Source organism: Kitasatospora sp. NPDC087861 (assembly GCF_044742585.1).
GTDB lineage: Bacteria > Actinomycetota > Actinomycetes > Streptomycetales > Streptomycetaceae > Kitasatospora.
Genome location: NZ_JBIUUS010000066.1, coordinates 1 through 20,342, shown reverse-complemented (window position 1 = coordinate 20,342; position 20,342 = coordinate 1). Strand labels below are relative to the sequence as shown.

Sequence of the window (20,342 nt, the reverse complement as noted above, 5' to 3'; positions counted from 1 at the left end):
ACCCGTTGTTGGGAGGGGCCGTTGGGGGCGGTGAGGCCGTTGGAGGCGCCGTCCTGGTTGACGGCCGAGCCGCGCAGCACCGCGAGGACCGGGTGGCCCAGGCGCCGGGCATCCGAGAGCCGTTCCAGGACGAGCAGGCCGACGCCCTCGCCCCAGCCGGTCCCGTCCGCGCCGGCGGAGAACGCCTTGCAGCGTCCGTCGGGGGAGAGCCCGCCCTGTCGGCTGAACTCCACGAAGATGCCGGGGGTGGACATGACCGTGACGCCGCCCGCCAGCGCCATGCCGCACTCGCCGCGCCGCACCGCCTCGGCGGCCAGGTGCACCGCGACCAGGGAGGAGGAGCAGGCGGTGTCGATCGTGACGGCGGGGCCCTCCAGCCCCAGGGCGTAGGCCACCCGGCCCGACGCGACACTCGTCGTGGCACCGGTCAGCCGGTACCCGTCGGTCCCGTCCGAGGGTTCGTGCAGCCGCGGGCCGTAGTCCTGGGCCATCGCGCCGACGAACACCCCGGTGGCGCTGCCGCGCAGGCCCCGGGGATCGATCCCGGCCCGTTCGAGCGCCTCCCACGAGGTCTCCAGCAGCAGCCGCTGCTGCGGGTCCATCGCCTGCGCCTCGCGCGGGGAGATGCCGAAGAACGCCGCGTCGAAGTCGGCCACGTCGTAGAGGAACCCGCCCCGGGACGTCGCCGAAGCGGTCATCAGGTCCGGGTCCCAGCCGCGGTCGGCAGGGAACGCCCCGACCACGTCGCGGTCGTCGAGGAGCAGCTGCCACAACTGTTCCGGTGTCGACACACCACCGGGAAGACGGCAGGAGAGCCCGACGACCACCACCGGATCGTCGTCGCGCGTCGCCGGCCGGTGGACCCGCACCGGCTCGGTGACCGTCGTGCCCCGCATGCGCTGCGCCAGGTGCTCGGCCAACGCGACGGGCGTCGGATGGTCGAACACCGCCGTCGCGGGCAGCGCCAGGCCAGTGGCCTTGGCCAGGCCGGCACACACCTCCGCGCCGCCGACCGAGGTCAGCCGCTGCTCCCGGAACGGCGTCGTGTCCTCGACCTCCGCCGGGGTGTCCAGGCCCAGCACCACCGCGGTGTGCCTGCGCACCAGGTCGAGCAGGACCTCGCGCAGATCCGCGTTGCCCTCCTGCCGCAATCGCAGCGCCAGCGCGGACTCCGCACCGGCCGCCTGCGCGTCCACGGTGTCGAGCCAGTGCCGAACGCGCTGGAACGGATAGGTCGGCACGGGCACCCGGCGTGCGCCGGTGCCGTCGAACAGCATGGTCCAGTCGACGGTCGTCCCCGCGGTCCAGGCCTCCGCGACCGAGGCCGTCAGCCGCGCGAGCGAGCCGTCGTCGCGGCGCAGCGTCCCGATCGCGGTGACCGCCGCCCCGGACCGGTCGGCGGCGTCCTGGACGTGCACGGTGAGCACCGGATGCGGGCTCGGTTCGATGAACACCTCGTGGCGGCCCATCAGCGCCTCGACGGTCGGATGGAACCGCACCGTGTGACGCAGGTTCCGGCACCAGTACGCGGCGGTGAGTTCGGTGCCCGCCAGCTCGGTACCCGTCACCGTGGAATGGAAGGCGAGCTCGCCCTCGCGCGGAGCGATCGGGGCCAGGGCCTCGATCAGCTCGTCGGTGATGGTGTCGACGGAGGCCGAGTGCGAGGCGTAGTCGACCGGCACGCGGCGTACCCGTACTCCGTCGCCCTCCAGCTGGGCGAGCACCCGCTCAAGCGGTTCGGAGGGGCCGCTGATCACGGTGGACCGCGGACCGTTGAGCGCGGCTAGGCTGACCTCGGGGTACCCGGCGAGGAGGTCGCGCAGATCGTCGGCCGGCAGTGCGACCGACGCCATGCCGCCCTTGCCGGCGAGGTGACGGGCGATGATCAGGCTGCGCAGCGCCACGACCCGGGCCCCGTCGGAACGGGACAGGATGCCCGCCACGGTCGCGGCGGCGATCTCGCCCTGGGAGTGGCCGACGACCGCGGCCGGCCGGACGCCCAGCGCGGCCCACACGTCCGACAATGCGACCATCACCGCCCACAGGGCCGGCTGCACCACGTCGACCCGCTCCAGGTCGGCGGGGCGCCCGTCGCGCAGCACCCGGTCGAGCGACCAGTCCACGAACGGCGCCAGCGCATCCTCGCACCGGGAGATCGATTCGGCGAAGACGGGCGAGCTGTCGAGCAGTTCGGCGGCCATGCCGGCCCACTGCGACCCCTGGCCGGGGAAGACGAACACCGGACCGGCGGTGCCCGAGGCCCGCCCGGTCACCACCGACCCCGAGGGCATCCCGGACGCGATCGCGACCAGACCGTCGCGCACCGGGCCGACGGCGGCGCGGTCCGTCCCGAGCACGACGGCGCGGTGCTCGAACTCCGAACGCGTGGTGACCAGCGACCACGCCACGTCGAGCAGGCCCGGGTCGCCGTCGAGGGCGGACGCGAGCCGTGCCGCCTGGGCACGGAGCGCGCCGGCGTCCGCGGCGGAGAGCACCACGGGCAGCGGGGACGGGCCTGCGCCCGGGCCCTGCTCGTCCCGACGCGGCTGCGGCGGCGCCGCTACCGCGATGTGGCAGTTGGTGCCCCCGAGGCCGAAGGAGCTGACGCCGTACACCGCGTCGGCGGGCGCCGCCTCGACCGAGGTCTGCACGCGGAGGTTCAGTTCCGCCAGCGCGATCCGCGGGTTCGGGGTCCGGAACCCGGGGGTGGGAACGAGGGTCTTCGCCCGCGCGCACAGCGCGGTCTTGATGAAGCCGGCGATGCCCGCCGCGGCCTCCAGATGACCGATGTTCGACTTGATGGATCCGACCCGCAGCGGATCGTCCGCCGCTCGTGCCGTGCCGAGCACCGAGCCGAGCGCGGTGGCCTCCACCGGGTCGCCCGTCGGCGTGCCCGTTCCGTGCAGTTCGACGTGCACGACCGCCGCGGGGTCCACGTGCGCCCGGCGGTACGCCGCCCGGATGGTCTCCGCCTGGCCGTCAGCGGTCGGTGTCACCAGCTGGTCGCCGCCGCCGTCGTTGGTGACGGCGCTACCGCGGATCACGCAGTAGACGTCGTCGCCGTCGGCGAGTGCGGCCGCCAGCGGCTTCAGCACGACGGCGCCGCCGCCCTCACCCTGGGCGAACCCGTTCGCGCGCGCGTCGAAGACGTGGCACCGCCCGTCCGGCGACAGGGCTCCGAGCCGGTTGGCGGCGATGGCGTGATGCGGGGTCAGCCGAAGTGCGACACCGCCGGCGATGGCGATGTCGGATTCGCCGCGGCGCAGGCTCTCGGCGGCGAGGTGGACCGCGACCAGTGACGAGGACTGCCCGGCGTCGACGATGAGGCTGGGCCCCTTCGCCTTCAGGAAGTAGGACACGCGGTTGGCCACGATCGAGCGCAGGGAGCCGGTGAACGTGTGCGCGGTGATCGCCTCGGCGCCCCGGGTACGGACGAGCGTGCTGTAGTCGTCCGTGGCGACGCCGAGGAACACGCCGGTGCGGCTTCCCGCCACCGACCGTCCGGTGAGCCCGGCGTCCTCAAGCGCCTCCCAGCTCAGCTCCAGCATCAGCCGCTGCTGAGGGTCCATCATCGCGGCTTCCCGGGCCGGCACCCGGAAGAATCCGGCATCGAAGCCGGCGACATCGTCCAGGAACGCGCCGCGCCGGATGACGTGGGCCTCTGCCTCCGACAGGCCCGCCAGGGCGTCGGGCTCCCAGCGTCCGTCGGGCAGCGGTGCCTCGACGCTGGTCCCGGCCGTCAGCAGTGACCACAGGGCGCCGGGGCCGTCCGCTCCGGGAAATCGGCAGGAGATGCCGACCACCGCGATGTCACCTTCGTGGCGCAGCGACATCCACATCCTCCTTCATAGGGCACCGCGCACATCGGACCGAGTGCGTGAACCGGTCAGCGGGCGTGCGGGCGAGCCCGCATGAACGGTGATTTCGACGGCGTAGCCGGGACCGGGGCGGTCGGCGTTTCGTGCCATTCACGGATCGACCTGAGCCGAAGGTCGGGATTGCCTCTGCGCACTATGCCCCGCACCTATTGTTTCTACAAAATCGACTCTGATATGTGAAGTGAACCTTGGTACACGGACGGCGACTGACCTGGGGAATCGTCTCGTACCAAGGTTCACTTGACGCCTGCGCGAAATATCGCGTAGAACAAATTTCAACATCGACCGAGTGCGTCGGAGGAGTCCGACGTGAGCGTCTTCACACGTGCGCATTCGATGGACATGGGGGTGCTGAGTGCGCATTGAGCTGGACACCGACAAGTGCCAGGGGCATCTGCGCTGCATGGACCTGGCTCCGGAGCTGTTCGACTGCAATGACCTCGGTTACGGAACGCTGCTGTCGACCGGGCCACTGCCCGAGGAGCTGGAGCCGGTCGCGCGTCGCTGCGTTGCCAATTGCCCGGAACGAGCGATCACTCTCCGCCCCGTGGATATCCGGTGATGGCCGTGCGAGTGGAGAGATCCGGCTGGCGGTCGGGACGAAGAAGCAAATCTGACAGTGTCGGGAAGGGGTCGGTGTGATGCCGAATCTGGAGAAGACGGGCGACAGACCGGAATCAGAGGTCCGGGACAGCGTGGTCCGGGGCCCGCTGTGGTACGTCGCGGCGATATCCTCTGTCGCGTACTTCATGGTTCAATTCGACAATTCGGTCGTGAGTATCGCGCTGCCGTCGATCCAGCGCAGTCTCAGCCTGGATGTCAGCGGACTCCAGTGGGTCGTGAACTCCTACAGCCTGGCGCTCGCCGGGCTGCTGCTGCTGAGCGGTCGCCTCAGCGACCTGTTCGGCCGGCGGGAGGTCTTCCTCGCGGGGCTCTGGCTGTTCACCTTCGGCAGCGTGCTGGGCGGGTTCGCGCAGAACGGCTGGGAACTGGTGGCGGCGAGGGCGTCGCACGGAGTCAGCAGCGCGATCCTGCTACCGTCCTCGCTCGGCTTGATCATCGCCGCCTACCCGGAGAAGCACCGGCGGAACCGCGCGATCTCGATCTGGGGCGCGGCCAGCATCATCGGCGGTGTCACCGGTGCGGTGCTCGGCGGTGTGCTCACCCACCACTGGGGCTGGCGTTCGACCCTGTTCTTCTGCCTGCCGATCGGCTGCGTGCTGCTGGCCTTCGGTACCCGGACGCTGACGCGCCAGGTGGTGGCGGCGCGCGCCGGGATTCCTTCCCTGGACCTGCCGGGAGCGCTCTGCGTGGTGAGCTCGGTGACCGCTGCCGTGTACGCCACCATCGGTCTCAAGGACCACGCGTGGCTGTCCGCCCACACGATCCTCTCGTTCGCCGTCTCGATCGTCTTCCTGGTCGCCTTCCTGCTGATCGAGTCGCGGTCGAAGCACCCGATGGTGCCGCTGGGCATCTTCCGCTCGCGGACGATCTCGATGGCGAACCTGGTGTCGTTCGTGGCCACCGTCGCGATGGCCTCCCAGGTCATCCTCGTCGTGCTCTACATTCAGAAGGTGCTGGGCTACGACCCGCAGGAGGCGGGACTGGCCGAACTCCCCGGCGGTCTGACCACGTTCCTCGTCGCCATCCTGACCGCACGGTTCGTGAAGCGGATCGGTGCGCGACCGATGCTGATCGTCGGGCTGCTGGTGTACGCCGCCGGTGTCGTGTGGATCGCCCGCGTGCCCGTTCACGGTGACTACTGGGGCGCCATCTTCTTCCCGATGGAACTGTTGTGCCTCGGCATGGGTCTCACCATGCCGTGCCTGACGATCACGGCCACCGCCGGAGCCCCCAAGGACAGCGCGGGCCTCTACTCGGGGGTGGCCACGACGACGCGTCAGATCGGCAGCGCCATCGGTGTCGCGATGTTCACGAGCATCGCCGCGACGGTCAGCATGAGCGCCACCGGAAGCAAGCAGACCGTGCTCGCCTCCGGATACCGCACGGCACTGCTCGGTTGCGCCGGGGTTGCCGTCGTCGCCGCCGTGCTGGCGCTCGCGATCCCCGGCGAACGCCGGCAGACGGCTCAGGCGGACGCCCGGGTGGACGTCCAGGCGAACGCCTAGCAGTGATCGACCCGCAGGGCCCACGACCCGGTCGTGGGCCCTGCGGGCGCTACGGCGACCCGGCCGGCCGCAGGGCTACCGGGGCGCCGTGGCGGAGAACAGGTAGGTGGCGAACGTCATGTCGAACGCTCCGCCGAAGCGGTCGATGGTGCTGCCGATCTCGTCGAACAGGTTCTGCCGCACCTCGGCCGGCAACGCCGTGTGGTCGGTGTGCGTGTAGAGCTCGTCGAGCCACTGGTCCCGGGTGTAGGTCGCACTCCACGGAACCGACCTGGCCGGCTCCTCCGTCATGTGCTGGAACGCGCGGGGGGACCCGGTCACCACGCTGAAGTCGAGCGGCAGGTCGCTGGACCGGCTCACGGCGTAACCGAGGGTCAGCTTGGGGGAGCCGGGCGGGAGGACCCGCCGGTAGGCGTCCGCCAGGGCGTCCGCGAGATCATCCGCAGGGAACCCCGCACTCCAGAACAGGCAGAGCCGGCCGCCCGGCCGGAGCACGGAAGCCGCCTTCGCCGCGCTGCTGAACGGATCCATCCAGTGCCAGGCCTGCGCGCAGGTGACCCGGTCGAACTCCCGGCCGGCCGGGTCCCAGGTCTCGAACGGGACGACTTCGGTGGAAATGCCGTGCCGTTCGGCGACGGTGCTCATCCCGACGCTCATGTCGAGTCCGAGGACCTGGGCGCCCCGCTTCGCCATCTGGCGCGAGGCGATTCCGGTTCCGGACCCCACGTCGAGCACCGAAAGGGTGTCCGCGGAGTCGCCCAGGATGTCGTCGATGATGTCATCGGGATAGCTCGGCCGTGATCGATCGTACGCATCCGCCATCTGGTCGTACAGCTTTACCCGTTCCCGACGGTCCATTGATTTCCTCGCATCTCTATCGGGCATTCGGCTATACGCCTAATTCACTCATATCAAATTGCATTCCATTATGTACATTGCACCTTGGTCCACTGGTGCGTTGCGCGCGGCGCGGGCACGATCGCCGTGTGTGCCTCCCCCCCGGAGGGTGCGATCCCTGCTTCGGAAATGTCCCTGTACGAATCCGAGGAAGATTGTCCAAAGCCGGGGGCGGCCGTGGTCGTGGTCGAGATTACGACGGAATGTCCGGATGCGGACGGAGTCCTGCGGCCCGCCTCGAAAAACCAGCGACGTGGACCGGGAGTAAGTGGTGACGGAAGCCAGCCAGGTAGTACCGGGTTCGGAAAGCGAAGAGGAATACTCCGCGCCGACGTCGGTCCGCGAGTTCTGGAGGGAGGCCCCCGTGCGGGAGGTGACCACCGCGGACGGCGGCAAGGCCTGGCTGATCAGCGGCATGGCGGAGGTGCGGACCGTGCTGTCCGACCCCCGGTTCAGCCGGGCCGAGGCGCACCGCCGGGGATCGGTGACCGGCCGTGCCGCGGTCTTCTCCCGGCCCGGGATGCACGACCTCGACCCGCCCGAGCACACCCGGCTGCGCCAGGCCGTGGCATCGGCGTTCAGCGTCCGGCGGATCCGCGCGCTGCGGCCGCGGGTCGAACAGCTCACCGGCGAACTGCTCGCCGGGGTACATGACTCCGGGCCCCCCGCGGACCTCAGCGCCGCCCTGTGCTTCCCGCTGCCGGTCGCGGTGATCTGCGAGATCCTGGGCGTGCCCTTCGAGGACCGGCACCTGTTCCGCCCGTGGTCGGAACAGATCACCTCGACCAACGCCTACCCGCCGGAGCAGGCGATGGCGGCCCGGCGGGCGCTGGTCGCGTACATCGGCGACCTGGCCGCCGACGCGCACCGCTGCCCGGAGGGCAGCCTGTTGCGGGACCTGGTCACCGCGCGCGACGTGGAGGGCCGGCTGAACGCGGAGGAGGTCGTCCAGATCGTCTTCGGCGTGCTGGTCGCCGGGCACGAGACGACCGCCAACATGCTGGGCAAGGGCCTGGTGGCCCTGCTGGACCACCCGGACCAGTTCGCGGCGGTGCGCGCCGACCCCTCGTTGGTGCCCTCCGTCATCGACGAGGTGCTGCGGTACGTGGTCCTGAGCCCGACCACCGATCCGCAGGAGGGCCTGCACCTGGTGACGACGACCGAGGTCGAGCTGGGCGGTTTCACCATTCCCGCCCAGAGCGTGATCCTCGCCAGCCCCACCGCCGCCAACCTGGACCCGCGGGCCTTCCCGGAGCCGGACCGGTTCGACCTCGGTCGGACCAACGCCGACGACCACGTGGCGTTCGGGCACGGCCCGCACCGCTGCCTGGGCGCCCAACTCGCCCGGCTGGAGCTGGAGGTGGCCTACACCGCGTTGCTCCGCGAGTTCCCCGGGCTGCGCCTGGCCGTACCGGTCGACGAGCTCGCCTACACGAGCGGGATGCTGCTCAAGGGACTGCGGGCGCTGCCCATCACCTGGGACGTCTGAGGCGTGTCCGACCCGACCCGAACCGGAGTGCCCCACGTGGCCTCGCGCGGTGCGGACCGGGATCTGTGGATCCGCCGCTACCACCCGGCCGACGAAGCGCGGGTACGGCTGCTCTGCCTGCCGCACGCGGGAGGCTCGGCAAGCTTCTACTTCCCGGTCTCCCGGGCCCTCTCGCCGCGGGTCGAGGTGCTCGCCGCGCAGTACCCCGGCCGTCAGGACCGGCGGCTGGAACCCTGCATCGACAACATCCCCGAACTGGCGGACCGGCTGCTGCCGTTGCTCGTCGGGGAGTGGACCGACCGGCCGCTGGCCCTCTTCGGGCACAGCATGGGTGCGTCGCTGGCGTTCGAACTGGCCGGCCTGCTGGAGCAGCGGGCCGGGATCGTTCCGGTGATGCTGTTCGCGTCGGGTCGCCGGGCGCCGTCCCGGTTCCGGCCGGAGGACGACGTGCACCACCGGGGCGACGAGGCGCTGCTCCGCGACGTCAGGCGACTGGCCGGCACGGACAGCCGGGTCCTCGGTGACGACGAGGTGCTTCGCATGGTGCTGCCCGCGATCCGCAGTGACTACCGGGCGGCCGAGCTGTACCGCCCGGAGCGGGTGCACCGGGTGAGCTGTGCGGTGACGGCACTGGTGGGCGACGACGACCCCAAGGCGCCGGTGGACGACGTCCGGGCGTGGCAGGAGCACACGAGCGGTGCTTTCGCCCTGGAGGTGTTCCCCGGTGGCCACTTCTACCTCACCGAGCAGGCACCCCGGCTGATCAGGCGGATCGGGGACGTGCTGGCCGACGCGCCGGCGGACCGCTGACGGGACGGTACGACAGGAGCCGCGGGCCGACAACGGCCCGCGGCTCCTTGCGCTGTGCGGATCGGCCGAGGGTGAACCCCCACGGCCCCGGCCCCGACGGGACCGGTTCCCGGTCGCCAGGGACGTGGCCTGAACGGTCGGCGGGGCCGGAGTCCGCGCCCGGGGCGTGACCGGAACACCCGGGCGCCCAGCCGCGTCGCCACACGCCGCTGCCCCTGCCGGGAGACCGACAGGGGCAGCAGGCGTACCGTCACGGTGACCGCGTCGGCGTCAGTGATGCCGGCGCGGTGGGCGGGCGGTCGTTCGGATCGGGAGACCGCCCCCGGCTCAGGCCATCTGTTCCTTGGCCGCCCGGTCCCGACGGTCGAAGAACGTCGAGTTGAACACCGGCTCCGACCCGAGGCGGGGACCTTCGAGCGCCTCCGACTCACGGCCGTCCGGGCCCACCGGCACCTCGCCGACCAGCGTGACCCGGTGCAGCACCCGCTCCACGTCGAGGTGGTCGAGGTCGCGCGGCGGGATGTGGCAGGTGGCCCGGTTGTCCCAGAAGATGACGCTGCCCGGGGCCCAGCGGAACCGCACCGTGTACTCGGGACGGGCGATCTCGTCGAAGAGGTAGCCGAGGACGAGACGGCTCTCGATGGGCGACAGACCGACGATGTGGTCGGTGTAGATCGGGTTCACGAACAGGGCCTTCTGCCCGGTCCGCGGGTGCACCCGGACGAGCGGGTGGTGGGAGACGAGGGCGTTCTCCTCGACGCGCTTCTGGAAGCCGGCCACGCTGGGCTGCGGCATGCCGGACCAGTTGGCGCCGTACCGGTGCTCTGCGCGCAGCCCGTCCACGAACTCCTTGAACGGCTCGGACAGGCCATCGTAGGCGGCCACCAGGTTCGTGTACTGGGTGTCGCCGCCGTAGTTCGGCAGCACCTCGGCACGGAGGATGGCACCGGCCGGCGGGTTGATGAACGGGGTGAGGTCGGAGTGCCAGCCGTTGTTGCCGGCGTAGGCGTACTTGCGCAGCTCCCGGGTGGCGTCGCCGCCGAGCTGCTTCTCGAAGCGGCGGTGCTGGATCGTGTAGATCTCCGGCGCGTCCTTGGGCGGCTCGTGGTGGGGGTGACCGTAGGTCAGCTCGCCGAACTGGCGGCCGAACGCGATCTGCGTCGCGTGGTCGAGCTGCTGGTTCCGGAAGATCACGACCTTCCACTCGTCAAGCGCCTGCTGGATGGTGCTGATCTGGTCGGCGTCGAGCGGGCGGGAGATGTCCACGCCCTCGATCTCGGCGCCGATGCGCCCGGCGGCAGGGTTGACGGTGATGCCAGTCATTCTGCGGTACCTCCGTGAGTGTGGCGGCGAGACGGGTCTCCGCTGCCGCGCTGTAGAGCGGGACGGCACTGTCGCCCGGACGGACGCCCACACCGGCCTTCGGCTGGGAGATCGCGGTGGCACCCAGACCCGGTCGGCGGAGATTCCGAGGTGTCGACGCGCAGCCGAAGCGAGGTCCCGCTCCTGGCCGCCGAAGTCAAGGGATGCAGAATGCGATGTCGGGAACCGAATTCGGTTCTTCTCTGCGGACAGTGAGTTCCCCGGAGGCCGGGGAATCGTTGCGCGCGCGTCCGAACCGGAGCCGGTGCGCCTTCCCGCGTTGAGCCGGTGACCTCCATATTCCCGACCTATGGAATTCACCGTACAAAACCACAGCGTACGGCGTCCGGGGATACGGCGGGAATGGAACCTTCGTACATGTGACGTTTGGTGACATCGGTCGGAGGGGCGCCGAGCGGGAGCGGTCCCGGGCAGGGGAAGGCGGTCGTCCGGTCTGGCTTGAACAGGTACCCGTCAAGCGAGGAGTAGCGGCTGGGTCGGGCTCAGAAGTGCGCCACCGAGCCGGAGTTCGCGAGAGACGGGATCGCGGGCCCGGGATTTTCCGGCGGCTCGCTCCCGCTGTGCGGTGACTCCCATCAGCGGAAATGCCGACGGTGGGCCGTTCGTTCGGGTGGGGACGGTCCGTCGGGTCCGAGCTCGGCGGAGTTTACCGTCGACGTCTTTCGCACAAACGCTCCATTCGGCCAGCTTGCCGACTACGCTGCTACGCACCGAACTTCGGCTGGATCCCGCCGGTTGGGGGGAAACCGCCGCCGGGATCCGTCGCGTCCTGAAGCGCACCCGATCAGCCGAGGTACGCCCAACCGTTTCCTCATTCCAGAGATTGAGATCGTCATGCCGAGAACGACTTCGCTGGCCCGGAGAACCGCTGTCGCTCTGCTGGCCGCAGCGAGCTTCGCGACGGTGTCCGGAATCACGCCGGCTTCCGCCGCCACCGTCTCCGCGCCGTCCCGCGACGGTCTGACCGCCGTTGACGTCCAGCGTTCAAGTGTCGCCCTGGAGCGCAACAAGCGCATCGCCGTCGACGTCCTCACCCAGCTCTTCGAGAAGGGCGACGTCAAGGTCGCGGACCAGCATGTCCGCGCCGACTTCATCCAGCACAGCCCCACCGTCCCCGACGGCCGCGACGCGCTCAAGGGCCTCGCCCGTGACCTGCACGCGCGCTACCCGGGGCTCACGTACAACGTCAAGCGGGTCCTCGCCCAGGGCGACCTGGTCCTGGTGCACTCCAATCCCATCCAGGAGCCCGGGACCCGCGGCGACGACGTGATGGACATCTTCCGTTTCGACGGGAACGGCAGGATCGCCGAGCACTGGGACACCCGCGAGGGCGTGCCGGCGACCACGGTCAACGGCAACGACATGTTCGGCACGGTCAGCAACCCGAACACGAACCAGCCGAGCGGGCCCTGCTGGGAGACGCCCCTCAGCCAGAAGGTCGTCCTCGACTACTTCAACACGCTCCTCGTCGAGAAGAACCCCGACGCCGTCAGCTACCTCATGCCGGAGTACTACCAGCACAACCCCTCCGTTCCCAACGGAACGGTCGGCATGCGCGAGGGATTCGCCGAGTTCTTCCGACAGTTCCCGAACGTGACCGCGGATCTGAAGCGCACCATCGCCGACAGGGACTATGTCGCCGTGCACTTCCGCTACCGCCTCCACCCCGAGGACAGCGGACAGGCGATCATGGGCATCTTCCGCGTGGAGAAGCAGGCGAACGGAGAGCTGAAGATCATCGAGCACTGGGACGTCATAGAGAACATCCCGGCCACCTCCGCCAACAACAACACCATGTTCTGACCCCTCCCCGGATCCCGCCGGGGGTCCTGCGCGTGGCCCGCCTCCGGTCCGGTGGCGGGCCACGAGCCCGTGGCGTCTACTGACGGTGCGTCAGATTGGTCACCTGGCCGTCCTGTTCGACGGCCGTCGCCGGCGGAGTGTCCGGCTTTCGGGGCAGGAGGAGCGGGCTGGTGAGGATGGCGAGTCCGGCGACCGCGAGCGCGATGCGCGGGCTGGTGGCGTCGGCGAGCAGCCCGGCCAGCGCGGTGAAGACCGCGATCCCCGCCTGCTGGCCGATCAACCATGCCGAGAGCGTACGGGCGACGCGTTGTGGGGGAGTGTGTTCGAGCCGGTAGGTGGCGACCACCGGCGTGAAGAGACTCATGTTCAGGATGATCGCCAGCTCCACGGCGATCACCGTCACCAGGCCGACGGTACCGGGGCGGACGAGGACGAGGCCGATCAGCCAGACCACACGCAGGGTGCCGGCGACGCGCAGCACGCGGTGCTGGCCGTACCGGGCCACGACACGGGGAGCCAGCCTGGAGCCGATCAGCCCGCCGACGCAGGGGGCGGCGAAGGCGAGGCCGTACTGCCAGGGGGCGAACCCGAGGTCGCGCAGCAGGATCACGGCCAGCAGCGGCTCGGTGGCCATGATGAGCCCGGAGACGAGCATGTTGTTGAGGAAGAGCGCGCGCAGACCGGGATGGGCCATGATGTGCCGCCAGCCGTCCAGCAGGTCGCCGGAGCGCAGCTGTTTCCCACCGGACCTGTGCGGGGGCTCCTCCCGGCCGCGGATCGCGGTGATGCCGAGCGCGGAGAGCAGGTAGCCGGCTGCGTCGGCGACGACGGTGGCGACCGGTCCGAAGATGCCGATCGCCGCGCCGCCCAGCGGCGGCCCGATCGCGATGGAGCTCCAGTTCGTGGACTCGAACCGCGCGTTCGCCACGAGCAGGTGCTCCGGCCGGACGATGGTCTGGAGGTAGGCGCCGCTGGCCGAGTTGAAGGCGATCTTGGCGGCGGCGACGATGGCCGAGGTGATGAGCAGTTGGGCGAAACTGAGCCAGCCGAAGGCGTAGCACACCGGGACGGTCAGGATGACCGCGCACCGGGTCAGGTTCATGGCGATCATGACCGGCCGCTTGCGGTGGTACTCCACCCAGGGCGCGAGCGGCACCGCGATCAGCGCGCCCACGGTCGGCGCCACCGCGGAGAGCGCGGACACCTCCGAGGTGCTGGCGTGCAGCGCCAGCACGGCGATCAGCGGGAACGCGCCGAACCCCAACCCGGACCCGTAGGCACTCACCGCATAAGACGCCCACAGCCAGCCGAACGGCCGGCCCAGGGATCGTTTCGTCATGGAGCCTCGTGCCCTCTCCTTCCCGTGGCGGCCATCGCCGCGGGATCTCCGGGCATCAAATCAAGGCTGCGGAAGGAGGAGCAAACAACCGATCAGACAGGGAACCCCAACCATGCGTTGTGTCTTCGGCGGAGGGTGAACCGTCAGTTGGGCGGCGCGCGACCCGGTGATCAGACCGGCCGGCTGCGCAGGGCCGTGGTCAGCGCGGTGAGATCCGGTGCGCTCGGCAGTCCGGCCGTCAGTTCGGCGACCTGCTCGGCCTGGGCGGGGGAGATCGTCCGTTCGGCGTTGATCCGAAACTTGGTGATCAGTTCCGCGGGCGTGAGCGGGTTCTCCGGGCCGCCCCGGTTCACCTCGACCCGTTCGACGTGCCGGGAGCCGTCGACGAGTTCGGCCGTCAGCACCGCGGGGAACTGGTGCGGAAAGATGCTGGTGCACCGCGCGTCCGGGACCACCCGGACCTTCTCGGCAAGGGCCAGCCGGTCCGCCGACCGCACGGCGGCATCGGTGAAGTCCGCATGGGACACGCCCAGCCCGCCTCCGCCCAGCAGCGCCGCCGCGATCGTGAACGGACCGCTGAACGCGCCGTGGTACCCCGATTGCGGCCGGACCTTGGCCGCGTGGGGTTCCCCGATGGTGTGCACGACCGGCGCCGGAACCCCGAGGGTGAGTGCCGTGACGGCGCCCGGATCGACCCCCTTCGCCCGCAGCCGCAGGGCGGCGTCGATGCCGGCATGGGTGAAGTGGTTGCACGGGTAGGGCTTGACGAACAGTCGTCGGGCCTCCCAGCGCGTCCCGAGACCGTCGGTGAGCTGGCCGGCGTCGGCGCGATCACCGCAGAACGCGGTGAGGAAGCCGAACCGTCCCTCCAGCGCCGTCGTCGGCCCGGTGATCCCGTGCCGGGCCAGCTCGGCGGCGACGACCCCGGCATGGGCCGACCAGCCGCAGTGCGTGCGCTTGACGGTGCCGCCGGTCCGGTTCGCCTCGATGATCCCGGAGCCCATGCTGCAGGCGATGCCGATGACCGAGGTCAGTTCCTCCTCGTCGAGCCCGTACAGCATTCCGGCGGCGACGGCGGCGCCGACCGTGCCGCAGATCGCGGTGGCGTGCAGGCCGCGGTCGAAGAAGATCGAGTTGTTCGCCGCCGGGTCGTACCCGGCCATGCCGAGCCGACAGGTGACCTCGACGCCGATCGCGGCGGCGTCGAGCAGCGCTGCGCCGGACGCCCCCACGGTCTCGGCGACGGCGAGCGCGGCCGGCAGCACCGCCGCGGACGGGTGCAGCACCGAGGGCAGGTGGGTGTCGTCGAAGTCCAGGCCGTGCGCGAGCGTTCCGTTGACCAGCGCTGCCGCGGGAGCGGGCAGCCGCCGGTCGGCCGCGATCGCCGTGGCCTGCGGTGCACCGCCCCAGGATCCGGCCATGGCGGCCACCGCTGCGGCGACACCGGTCGGCACGGCGGCGAGGCTGTTCCCGAGGAGGTCCAGGACCCGCCCGGCCATCTCCTCGCGGAAATCCCGGGGCAGACCGGTGCGGGCGGTGGTGTGGGCCAGCTGTGCCAGCCGTTGCGCGGGAGTGGGGGTCATGCGCCGGCCTCCCTTCGGGCGAGCGCATCGGCGAGGTCGACCAGCCACCTCGCGTTGGCCAGGAGCGCGGCGTCGACGAACCGGCCCTGGTCGTCGAGCCACGCGGCGGCGCCCCGCCCCACCTGGTCGGCAAGGCGTGCCAGGGCCGCGGCCACCTCGTCGGGATCCGGTGTGAAGATCCGGTTCACCACGCTCACCTGTGTGGGATGCAGGACCGATCGGCCGAAGAAGCCGCGCTTTCCGGCGGCGAGGGTGTCAGCGCTGAGGCCGGCCACGTCCGCGACGTCAGTCCAGGCGGACAGCGGCGGACTGGGCAGCCCCGCGGCTCGGGCGGCGTTGACGATGCGCTGGCGTGCCCAGTCCAGTGCGCCGATGTCGCCGAGCCGGAGATCCGCCATGAGGTCGGCCTCACCGAGGGAGAGCAGGGCGACACCGGAGTGGGCAGCGGCGATCCGGTACGCGTTCTCCACACCCAGTGCCGATTCGATGATCGCGTGCACGGGCAGACCGGTCTCCACCGCCGCTGCCCGGACGAGCTCCGGATCCTCGACCTTGGGCAGTCGAAGTCCGGCCGCGGCGGTTCCGGTCAGGGCCGCCAGATCGGCCTCACCCCACGGTGACTCGAGCGAGTTGACGCGCACCCAGACCGGCTTGGGCCAGCGCTCCGTCAGGGCCTCGATCACCTGGTCGCGGGCAAGCCGCTTCGCGTCCGCGGGCACCGCGTCCTCCAGGTCCAGCACAACGGCGTCGGTCTGCCCGGCCATGGCCTTGCCGAGCAGATCGATCCGATGGGCGGGAACGTAGAGCCAGCTGCGAATCGGTTCCATCATCACCACTCCCCAGGGGGACGTCCGGTGCTCAGCGGCGTTTCGCGACCGCCGAGCACCCGTCCCCGTCGTCGATGCCCGCGCGCCGACCGGCCGGGGCGGCGTTGCCCGGCGTCGGGCAACGTGGATCTCCGGAGGCGATCCCGGTCCTCTCCTCCCTTACGCCTCGGCCCCTCCGAGCAGCAGGTCCAGCCGGCGCGGCCCCCAGACGTGCCCGGTCGACCACTTCACGGCGTCGCCGGGTGCGAGCGTGAACTCCGGGATCGCACGAAGCCATTCCTCCAGGGCGATGCGCATCTCCATCCGGGCCATGGAGGAACCGATGCACCGGTGGATGCCGACCCCGAAGGCCAGGTGACGGTTGACCTCCCGGCCGATGTCGACCCGGTCCGCGGACGGGAACTCCGCGCTGTCCCGGTTGGCCGACGGCATCCCCAGCAGGATGGAATCACCCGCGCTGAGCTGTGCACCGTGGAACTCGGTGTCCCGGGTGACCACACGGGCGATCTGGACGGGGGAGAAGGCGCGCAGGAACTCCTCGACGGCGGTGGGGATCAGCTCGGGCTCGGCCACGAGCCTCTTGCGGTCCTCCGGGTGACGGGCCAGGTGCCACAGACTGCTGCCGAGGGCGCTCCACGTGGTGTCGATGCCCGCGGTGATGATCAGCACCAGGGACCCGATCAGCTCGGGGCCGGTCAGTTTGCGGCCGTCGATCTCGGCGGACAGCACGCAGCTCACCAGGTCCTCGCCGGGCTCCCGGCGCCGCTGCTCGATCAGGTCGTCGAGGAACGGCTGGGTCTGCGCCATCGCGGCCTGGATCTCCTCCATCTCGTTGGCCTCGAGGAGGGCCCGCATCTGCTCGGCGAACTCGTCCTGACGGTCGTCGTCGCAGCCGATCATCCGCGCCATGAAGCGCGACGGGATCCTCTTGGCATACTCGGCCGCGGCGTCGCAGCGGTCCCGGCCCGTGATCCCCGCCAGCAGTTCGCGGGCGTGTTCGCGGACCGACGGCTCCAGCGCCTTGATCTGCCGGGGGCTGAAGGCGGGGAGCAGCGTGCGTCGGAACGCGCCGTGCCGCGGCGGGTCCAGGGTGATCGGCGGCCGTTCGGCGAGGTCGTCGCCGAAGGCGTTCTTGGGCACGCTGATCGAGACCGAGGAGAACAGCTCGGGGTCCTTGGCCACGTCGTCGACCGCTTGGTAGCTCGCCGCGATCCAGTAGCCGCCGTGCTTCTCGCTGTGTGCCACCGGACAGCCGCCGCGCATGTCGTCGTACACCGTGAAGGGGTTCTCCGCGACGGGCGGGGAGAACAGGTCGAAATCGTTCTCGTAGGGCATGGTCGTGCTCACCTGCTCAGGAGTGCGAGGGGGCGGACGGGGGATCCGGTGCCGCCGACGATCCGCAGCGGCGCCAGTACGAAGCCGAATTCCACTGCGGCACGACCGGCGAGTCCGTCGAACCGCATGTTCTCCACGATGTGGATGCCGGCGTCGACGAGCATGATCCGGTGTACCGGCATGATCGTGTGACCGCGTCCGGCCGGGATCTGCTCGAAGGCCGTGGTGTCGGTGCCCGCGGCGCGGATTCCCCGCTCCACCAGCCACCGTGCGGCGTCCGGGGTGATTCCGGGGACGCCGGTGTCGAACCCGAGGTAGGCCTGCGGGTCGCTCCACCAGCGGCTCCAGCCGGTGTTGATCAGACAGACCTCGCCCGCCCCCGGCTCGACCCCGGCCTGCCGCGCCGCGGCGGCCAGCTCCGCGGCGGTGATGCCGTGGCCCGCGGGCAGGCAGTCCGTGCCGTGGAGCGCCGCGATGTCGAGGAAGGTCGCCCGGCACACCATCGGTTCGACGGTGTCGATGCCGTGCACGGAGAACGCACCACCGCGCTGGGCCTCGGCGCTGTCCCGGCCACCGTGCAGGAGGCCGTCCTGGGAGACGTGGGAGAGGGCGTCGATGTGGGTGCCGACGTGACCGCCGGTGGTGATGATCTCGCTGGCCGACGAACCGCCGTCGGAGCGGACCGCGTCGCCGTGGCGTCGCGCCAGCGCCATGCGGAACCCCGGATGGTTCGGCGAGCACGGCATCCCGTTCGCCAGGGGTTGGGCCAGGTCCACGACCTCCACTCCGCTCGACAGTGCGGCGAGCAGGCGGTCGGGGGTGGCGGAGGATTCGGTCATGACACGTCCGGGAGGAGTTCCAGCGCGTGAGCCAGTTCGAGTACCCGGCGCGCATTGGCGACGATCGGTGGTGCGACCAGCCGCTGACGGTCCGACACCACGACCGAGGTGTCCTGCTCGTCGGCGCGGTCGGCCGCCTCGCAGATGTCGACCGCCTCGGCGATCTCGTCGGGCGTCGGCCGGTAGACCTGGTGGATGATCGGCAGTTGGCCGGGGTGAATGGCCATGCGCCCCAGGAAGCCGAGCCGCTTGCCGTGCAGGCAGCTGTCGCGCAGGCCCTCGGGGTCGCGCACCTCGGCGTAGACGCTCTGGCAGGGACTCGGCAGTCCCGCCGCGCGGGAGGCCGTGATCACCCGGATGCGGGCGGCGTCCATCGTCCGTCCGTCCAGTTCGCAGCCCAGGTTCACCCGGAGATCCGATTCACCCAGCCCCAGCATCGTCACGGCGGGCGACGCCGCGGCGAGCGGGTAGGCGACCTCCAGCGCGGCGGCCGATTCGATGAGGAGCTGGACGCCGGCCGGATGGCCGATCTCGGCGAGCAGCCCCGTGACGTGGGCCAGATCGTCGAGGCCGCGCACCTTCGGCAGCCGCAGCCCGCTCAGCGCGGGGCCGGCGACGGCGAGCACGTCATCGGTGCACAGTCCGCTCGCGACGGAGTTCACCCGCACGAACGTCGGCTTGGCGACGGCGCCCGAGACGACATCGGAAACCAGCTCGCGAGCGTATTGCTTTTTCGAATCCGGTACGCCGTCCTCCAGGTCGAGCACGACTGCGTCAGCGTCGGAGGAATATGCGCTTCCGATTCGCTTCAGGTGGTGACCTGGTACGTAGAGGTAGCTCAGGAACAGTGAGCGGGTGCTCGCGGACTGCCCTGTGGAATGGTGTGGTTTGGAAAGTTGCACTACACCCCCAAGGCGGGTATCGTGGCGGCGTCAAAATTCGACATTCAAAATCCTTTAAATGTCGAATAATTTTTACGCAGGATGCGTCGGGGGAGTAAGTGGACCTTGGTGCAGGGCAAAAATTGTGTACCAAAGTCCACTTCACCTGGATCATCCCGTGTGGTAGGACTCAAGGCTGTCGTGCCGAGTCGTCGGCAAGTGGGTGCGCACAATGCGCGAATGCGGTGAATGGGATGGTTCATGAGTAATTCGGGCGATGAGCAGCAGGGGACGTCGTTCGGGTCGAACGCGGCCGGGTACACCGAGCACCGGCCGGATTACCCGCGCGAGGCCATCGAGTGGGCGCTCGTGCCGGTCGCGGACCGGCCGCAGCTGACGGTCCTCGACCTGGGCGCGGGGACCGGTCAGCTGACCAAGGGGCTGCGGGCCGCCGGGATCGCGGTGGTCGCCGTGGAGCCCGACGCGCGCATGCGGGACGAGCTGGTCCGCAACCACCCCGGGGTCGAGGCCCACATCGGATCGGCGGAGAGCATCCCGCTGCCCGACGCGTCGGTCGACGCGGTCCTGGCGGGCAACGCCTTCCACTGGTTCGACCAGGAGAAGGCCTTCCCGGAGATCGCTCGGGTGCTGCGCCCGGGAGGGGTGGTCGCCGCGCTGTGGAACGACGACGACGCGCGCGTCGACTGGATCGCCGGGCTGGCGCGGATCTTCGGCTGGGACAGCACGACGTCGCCCACCGACCGGCTGCGGCAGCACCCGCTGTTCACCGACCTGGAGCACGCCGACTTCCGGCACGGCCAGCGCTGCACCACCGACTCGATGGTCGCCCGGATGGGGACCCTCTCCCCCGTCCTGGCGCTGCCGGAGCAGGAGCGCGGTGAACTGCTGGGCCGCATCCGCCGGCACCTGGACGAGCACCCGGACACGCAGAAGGGCGAGTTCGATCTGCCGATCCGTCTCACGGTGACCCGGGCGGAGCTGCGCGGGGCGGGCGAGTAGCGGATATCCGAGGAATTCTGGCGGCGGGGGGGGGCCCACCCCCCCCCCCGGGGGGGCCCCCCCCCCCCCCAAATAAATTTGGCCGCGGGAGGAGGGGAGTGAAAGGGGGGTTTTTTGGGTGGGGGCCGC

The 20,342-nt window shown here is 70.6% G+C and carries 15 protein-coding genes; 6 read left to right on the top strand and 9 right to left on the bottom strand.

Features of this window, described 5'->3' with window-relative positions; genetic code table 11:
- On the bottom strand, positions 1-3,833 hold a 3,833-nt coding region (locus ACIOJE_RS39910), incomplete at its 3' end, for a type I polyketide synthase (protein WP_400783404.1).
- A gap of 400 nt (positions 3,834-4,233) precedes the next feature.
- Between ACIOJE_RS39910 and ACIOJE_RS39905 the strand changes: the two genes are divergently transcribed.
- A complete protein-coding gene (locus ACIOJE_RS39905; protein ID WP_280680344.1) occupies positions 4,234-4,440 on the top strand; it encodes a ferredoxin in 207 nt (68 codons plus the stop codon).
- A 79-nt stretch (positions 4,441-4,519) separates the two neighbouring features.
- Positions 4,520-6,007: an MFS transporter gene (locus ACIOJE_RS39900; RefSeq protein WP_280680346.1), complete on the top strand. Its 1,488-nt coding sequence runs from the start codon at positions 4,520-4,522 to the stop codon at positions 6,005-6,007.
- A 75-nt stretch (positions 6,008-6,082) separates the two neighbouring features.
- Here ACIOJE_RS39900 and ACIOJE_RS39895 read toward each other — a convergent pair whose 3' ends face one another.
- Complete coding sequence (locus ACIOJE_RS39895) at positions 6,083-6,865, bottom strand: class I SAM-dependent methyltransferase (protein WP_400783400.1); 783 nt, start codon at positions 6,863-6,865, stop codon at positions 6,083-6,085.
- Between the two features lie 403 nt (positions 6,866-7,268).
- Here ACIOJE_RS39895 and ACIOJE_RS39890 point away from each other — a divergent pair, with 403 nt between their 5' ends.
- Both ACIOJE_RS39890 and ACIOJE_RS39885 read left to right on the top strand, forming a co-directional pair.
- Positions 7,269-8,393 carry a cytochrome P450 gene (locus ACIOJE_RS39890; RefSeq protein ID WP_400783398.1) on the top strand — a complete coding sequence of 375 codons (1,125 nt, stop codon included), beginning with the start codon at positions 7,269-7,271 and terminating at the stop codon, positions 8,391-8,393.
- A gap of 36 nt (positions 8,394-8,429) precedes the next feature.
- Positions 8,430-9,203 (top strand): thioesterase II family protein, encoded by a 774-nt coding sequence (locus tag ACIOJE_RS39885; RefSeq protein WP_400783397.1) that lies wholly within the window; start codon positions 8,430-8,432, stop codon positions 9,201-9,203.
- Positions 9,204-9,530: 327 nt separating this feature from the next.
- On the opposite strand, the gene ACIOJE_RS39880 is transcribed toward ACIOJE_RS39885, so the two are convergent.
- The gene (locus ACIOJE_RS39880; RefSeq protein WP_280680352.1) at positions 9,531-10,526 is read right to left on the bottom strand and encodes a TauD/TfdA family dioxygenase; all 996 of its coding nucleotides are present in this window, start codon (positions 10,524-10,526) and stop codon (positions 9,531-9,533) included.
- Between the two features lie 963 nt (positions 10,527-11,489).
- Here ACIOJE_RS39880 and ACIOJE_RS39875 point away from each other — a divergent pair.
- Complete coding sequence (locus tag ACIOJE_RS39875) at positions 11,490-12,389, top strand: nuclear transport factor 2 family protein (RefSeq protein ID WP_280680354.1); 900 nt, start codon at positions 11,490-11,492, stop codon at positions 12,387-12,389.
- Between the two features lie 76 nt (positions 12,390-12,465).
- On the opposite strand, the gene ACIOJE_RS39870 is transcribed toward ACIOJE_RS39875, so the two are convergent.
- The 6 genes from ACIOJE_RS39870 to ACIOJE_RS39845 form a co-directional block, all read right to left on the bottom strand.
- Positions 12,466-13,728 carry an MFS transporter gene (locus ACIOJE_RS39870; RefSeq protein ID WP_400783393.1) on the bottom strand — a complete coding sequence of 421 codons (1,263 nt, stop codon included), beginning with the start codon at positions 13,726-13,728 and terminating at the stop codon, positions 12,466-12,468.
- 170 nt (positions 13,729-13,898) lie between these two features.
- Positions 13,899-15,311, bottom strand: a complete 1,413-nt coding sequence (locus ACIOJE_RS39865; RefSeq protein ID WP_400783391.1) for an MmgE/PrpD family protein — start codon at positions 15,309-15,311, stop codon at positions 13,899-13,901.
- Complete coding sequence (locus ACIOJE_RS39860) at positions 15,308-16,141, bottom strand: HpcH/HpaI aldolase/citrate lyase family protein (protein WP_400783406.1); 834 nt, start codon at positions 16,139-16,141, stop codon at positions 15,308-15,310. Before ACIOJE_RS39860 ends, ACIOJE_RS39865 begins: the two co-directional genes overlap by 4 nt.
- A gap of 156 nt (positions 16,142-16,297) precedes the next feature.
- Positions 16,298-17,473 carry a cytochrome P450 gene (locus ACIOJE_RS39855; protein ID WP_400783389.1) on the bottom strand — a complete coding sequence of 392 codons (1,176 nt, stop codon included), beginning with the start codon at positions 17,471-17,473 and terminating at the stop codon, positions 16,298-16,300.
- Positions 17,474-17,481: 8 nt separating this feature from the next.
- Positions 17,482-18,312: a cyclase family protein gene (locus tag ACIOJE_RS39850; RefSeq protein ID WP_280680364.1), complete on the bottom strand. Its 831-nt coding sequence runs from the start codon at positions 18,310-18,312 to the stop codon at positions 17,482-17,484.
- Positions 18,309-19,214 (bottom strand): HpcH/HpaI aldolase/citrate lyase family protein, encoded by a 906-nt coding sequence (locus tag ACIOJE_RS39845; protein ID WP_400783386.1) that lies wholly within the window; start codon positions 19,212-19,214, stop codon positions 18,309-18,311. Before ACIOJE_RS39845 ends, ACIOJE_RS39850 begins: the two co-directional genes overlap by 4 nt.
- A gap of 240 nt (positions 19,215-19,454) precedes the next feature.
- On the opposite strand from ACIOJE_RS39845, the gene ACIOJE_RS39840 reads away from it, so the two are divergent.
- A complete protein-coding gene (locus ACIOJE_RS39840; RefSeq protein ID WP_280680369.1) occupies positions 19,455-20,213 on the top strand; it encodes a class I SAM-dependent methyltransferase in 759 nt (252 codons plus the stop codon).
- Positions 20,214-20,342 lie beyond the last annotated feature (129 nt).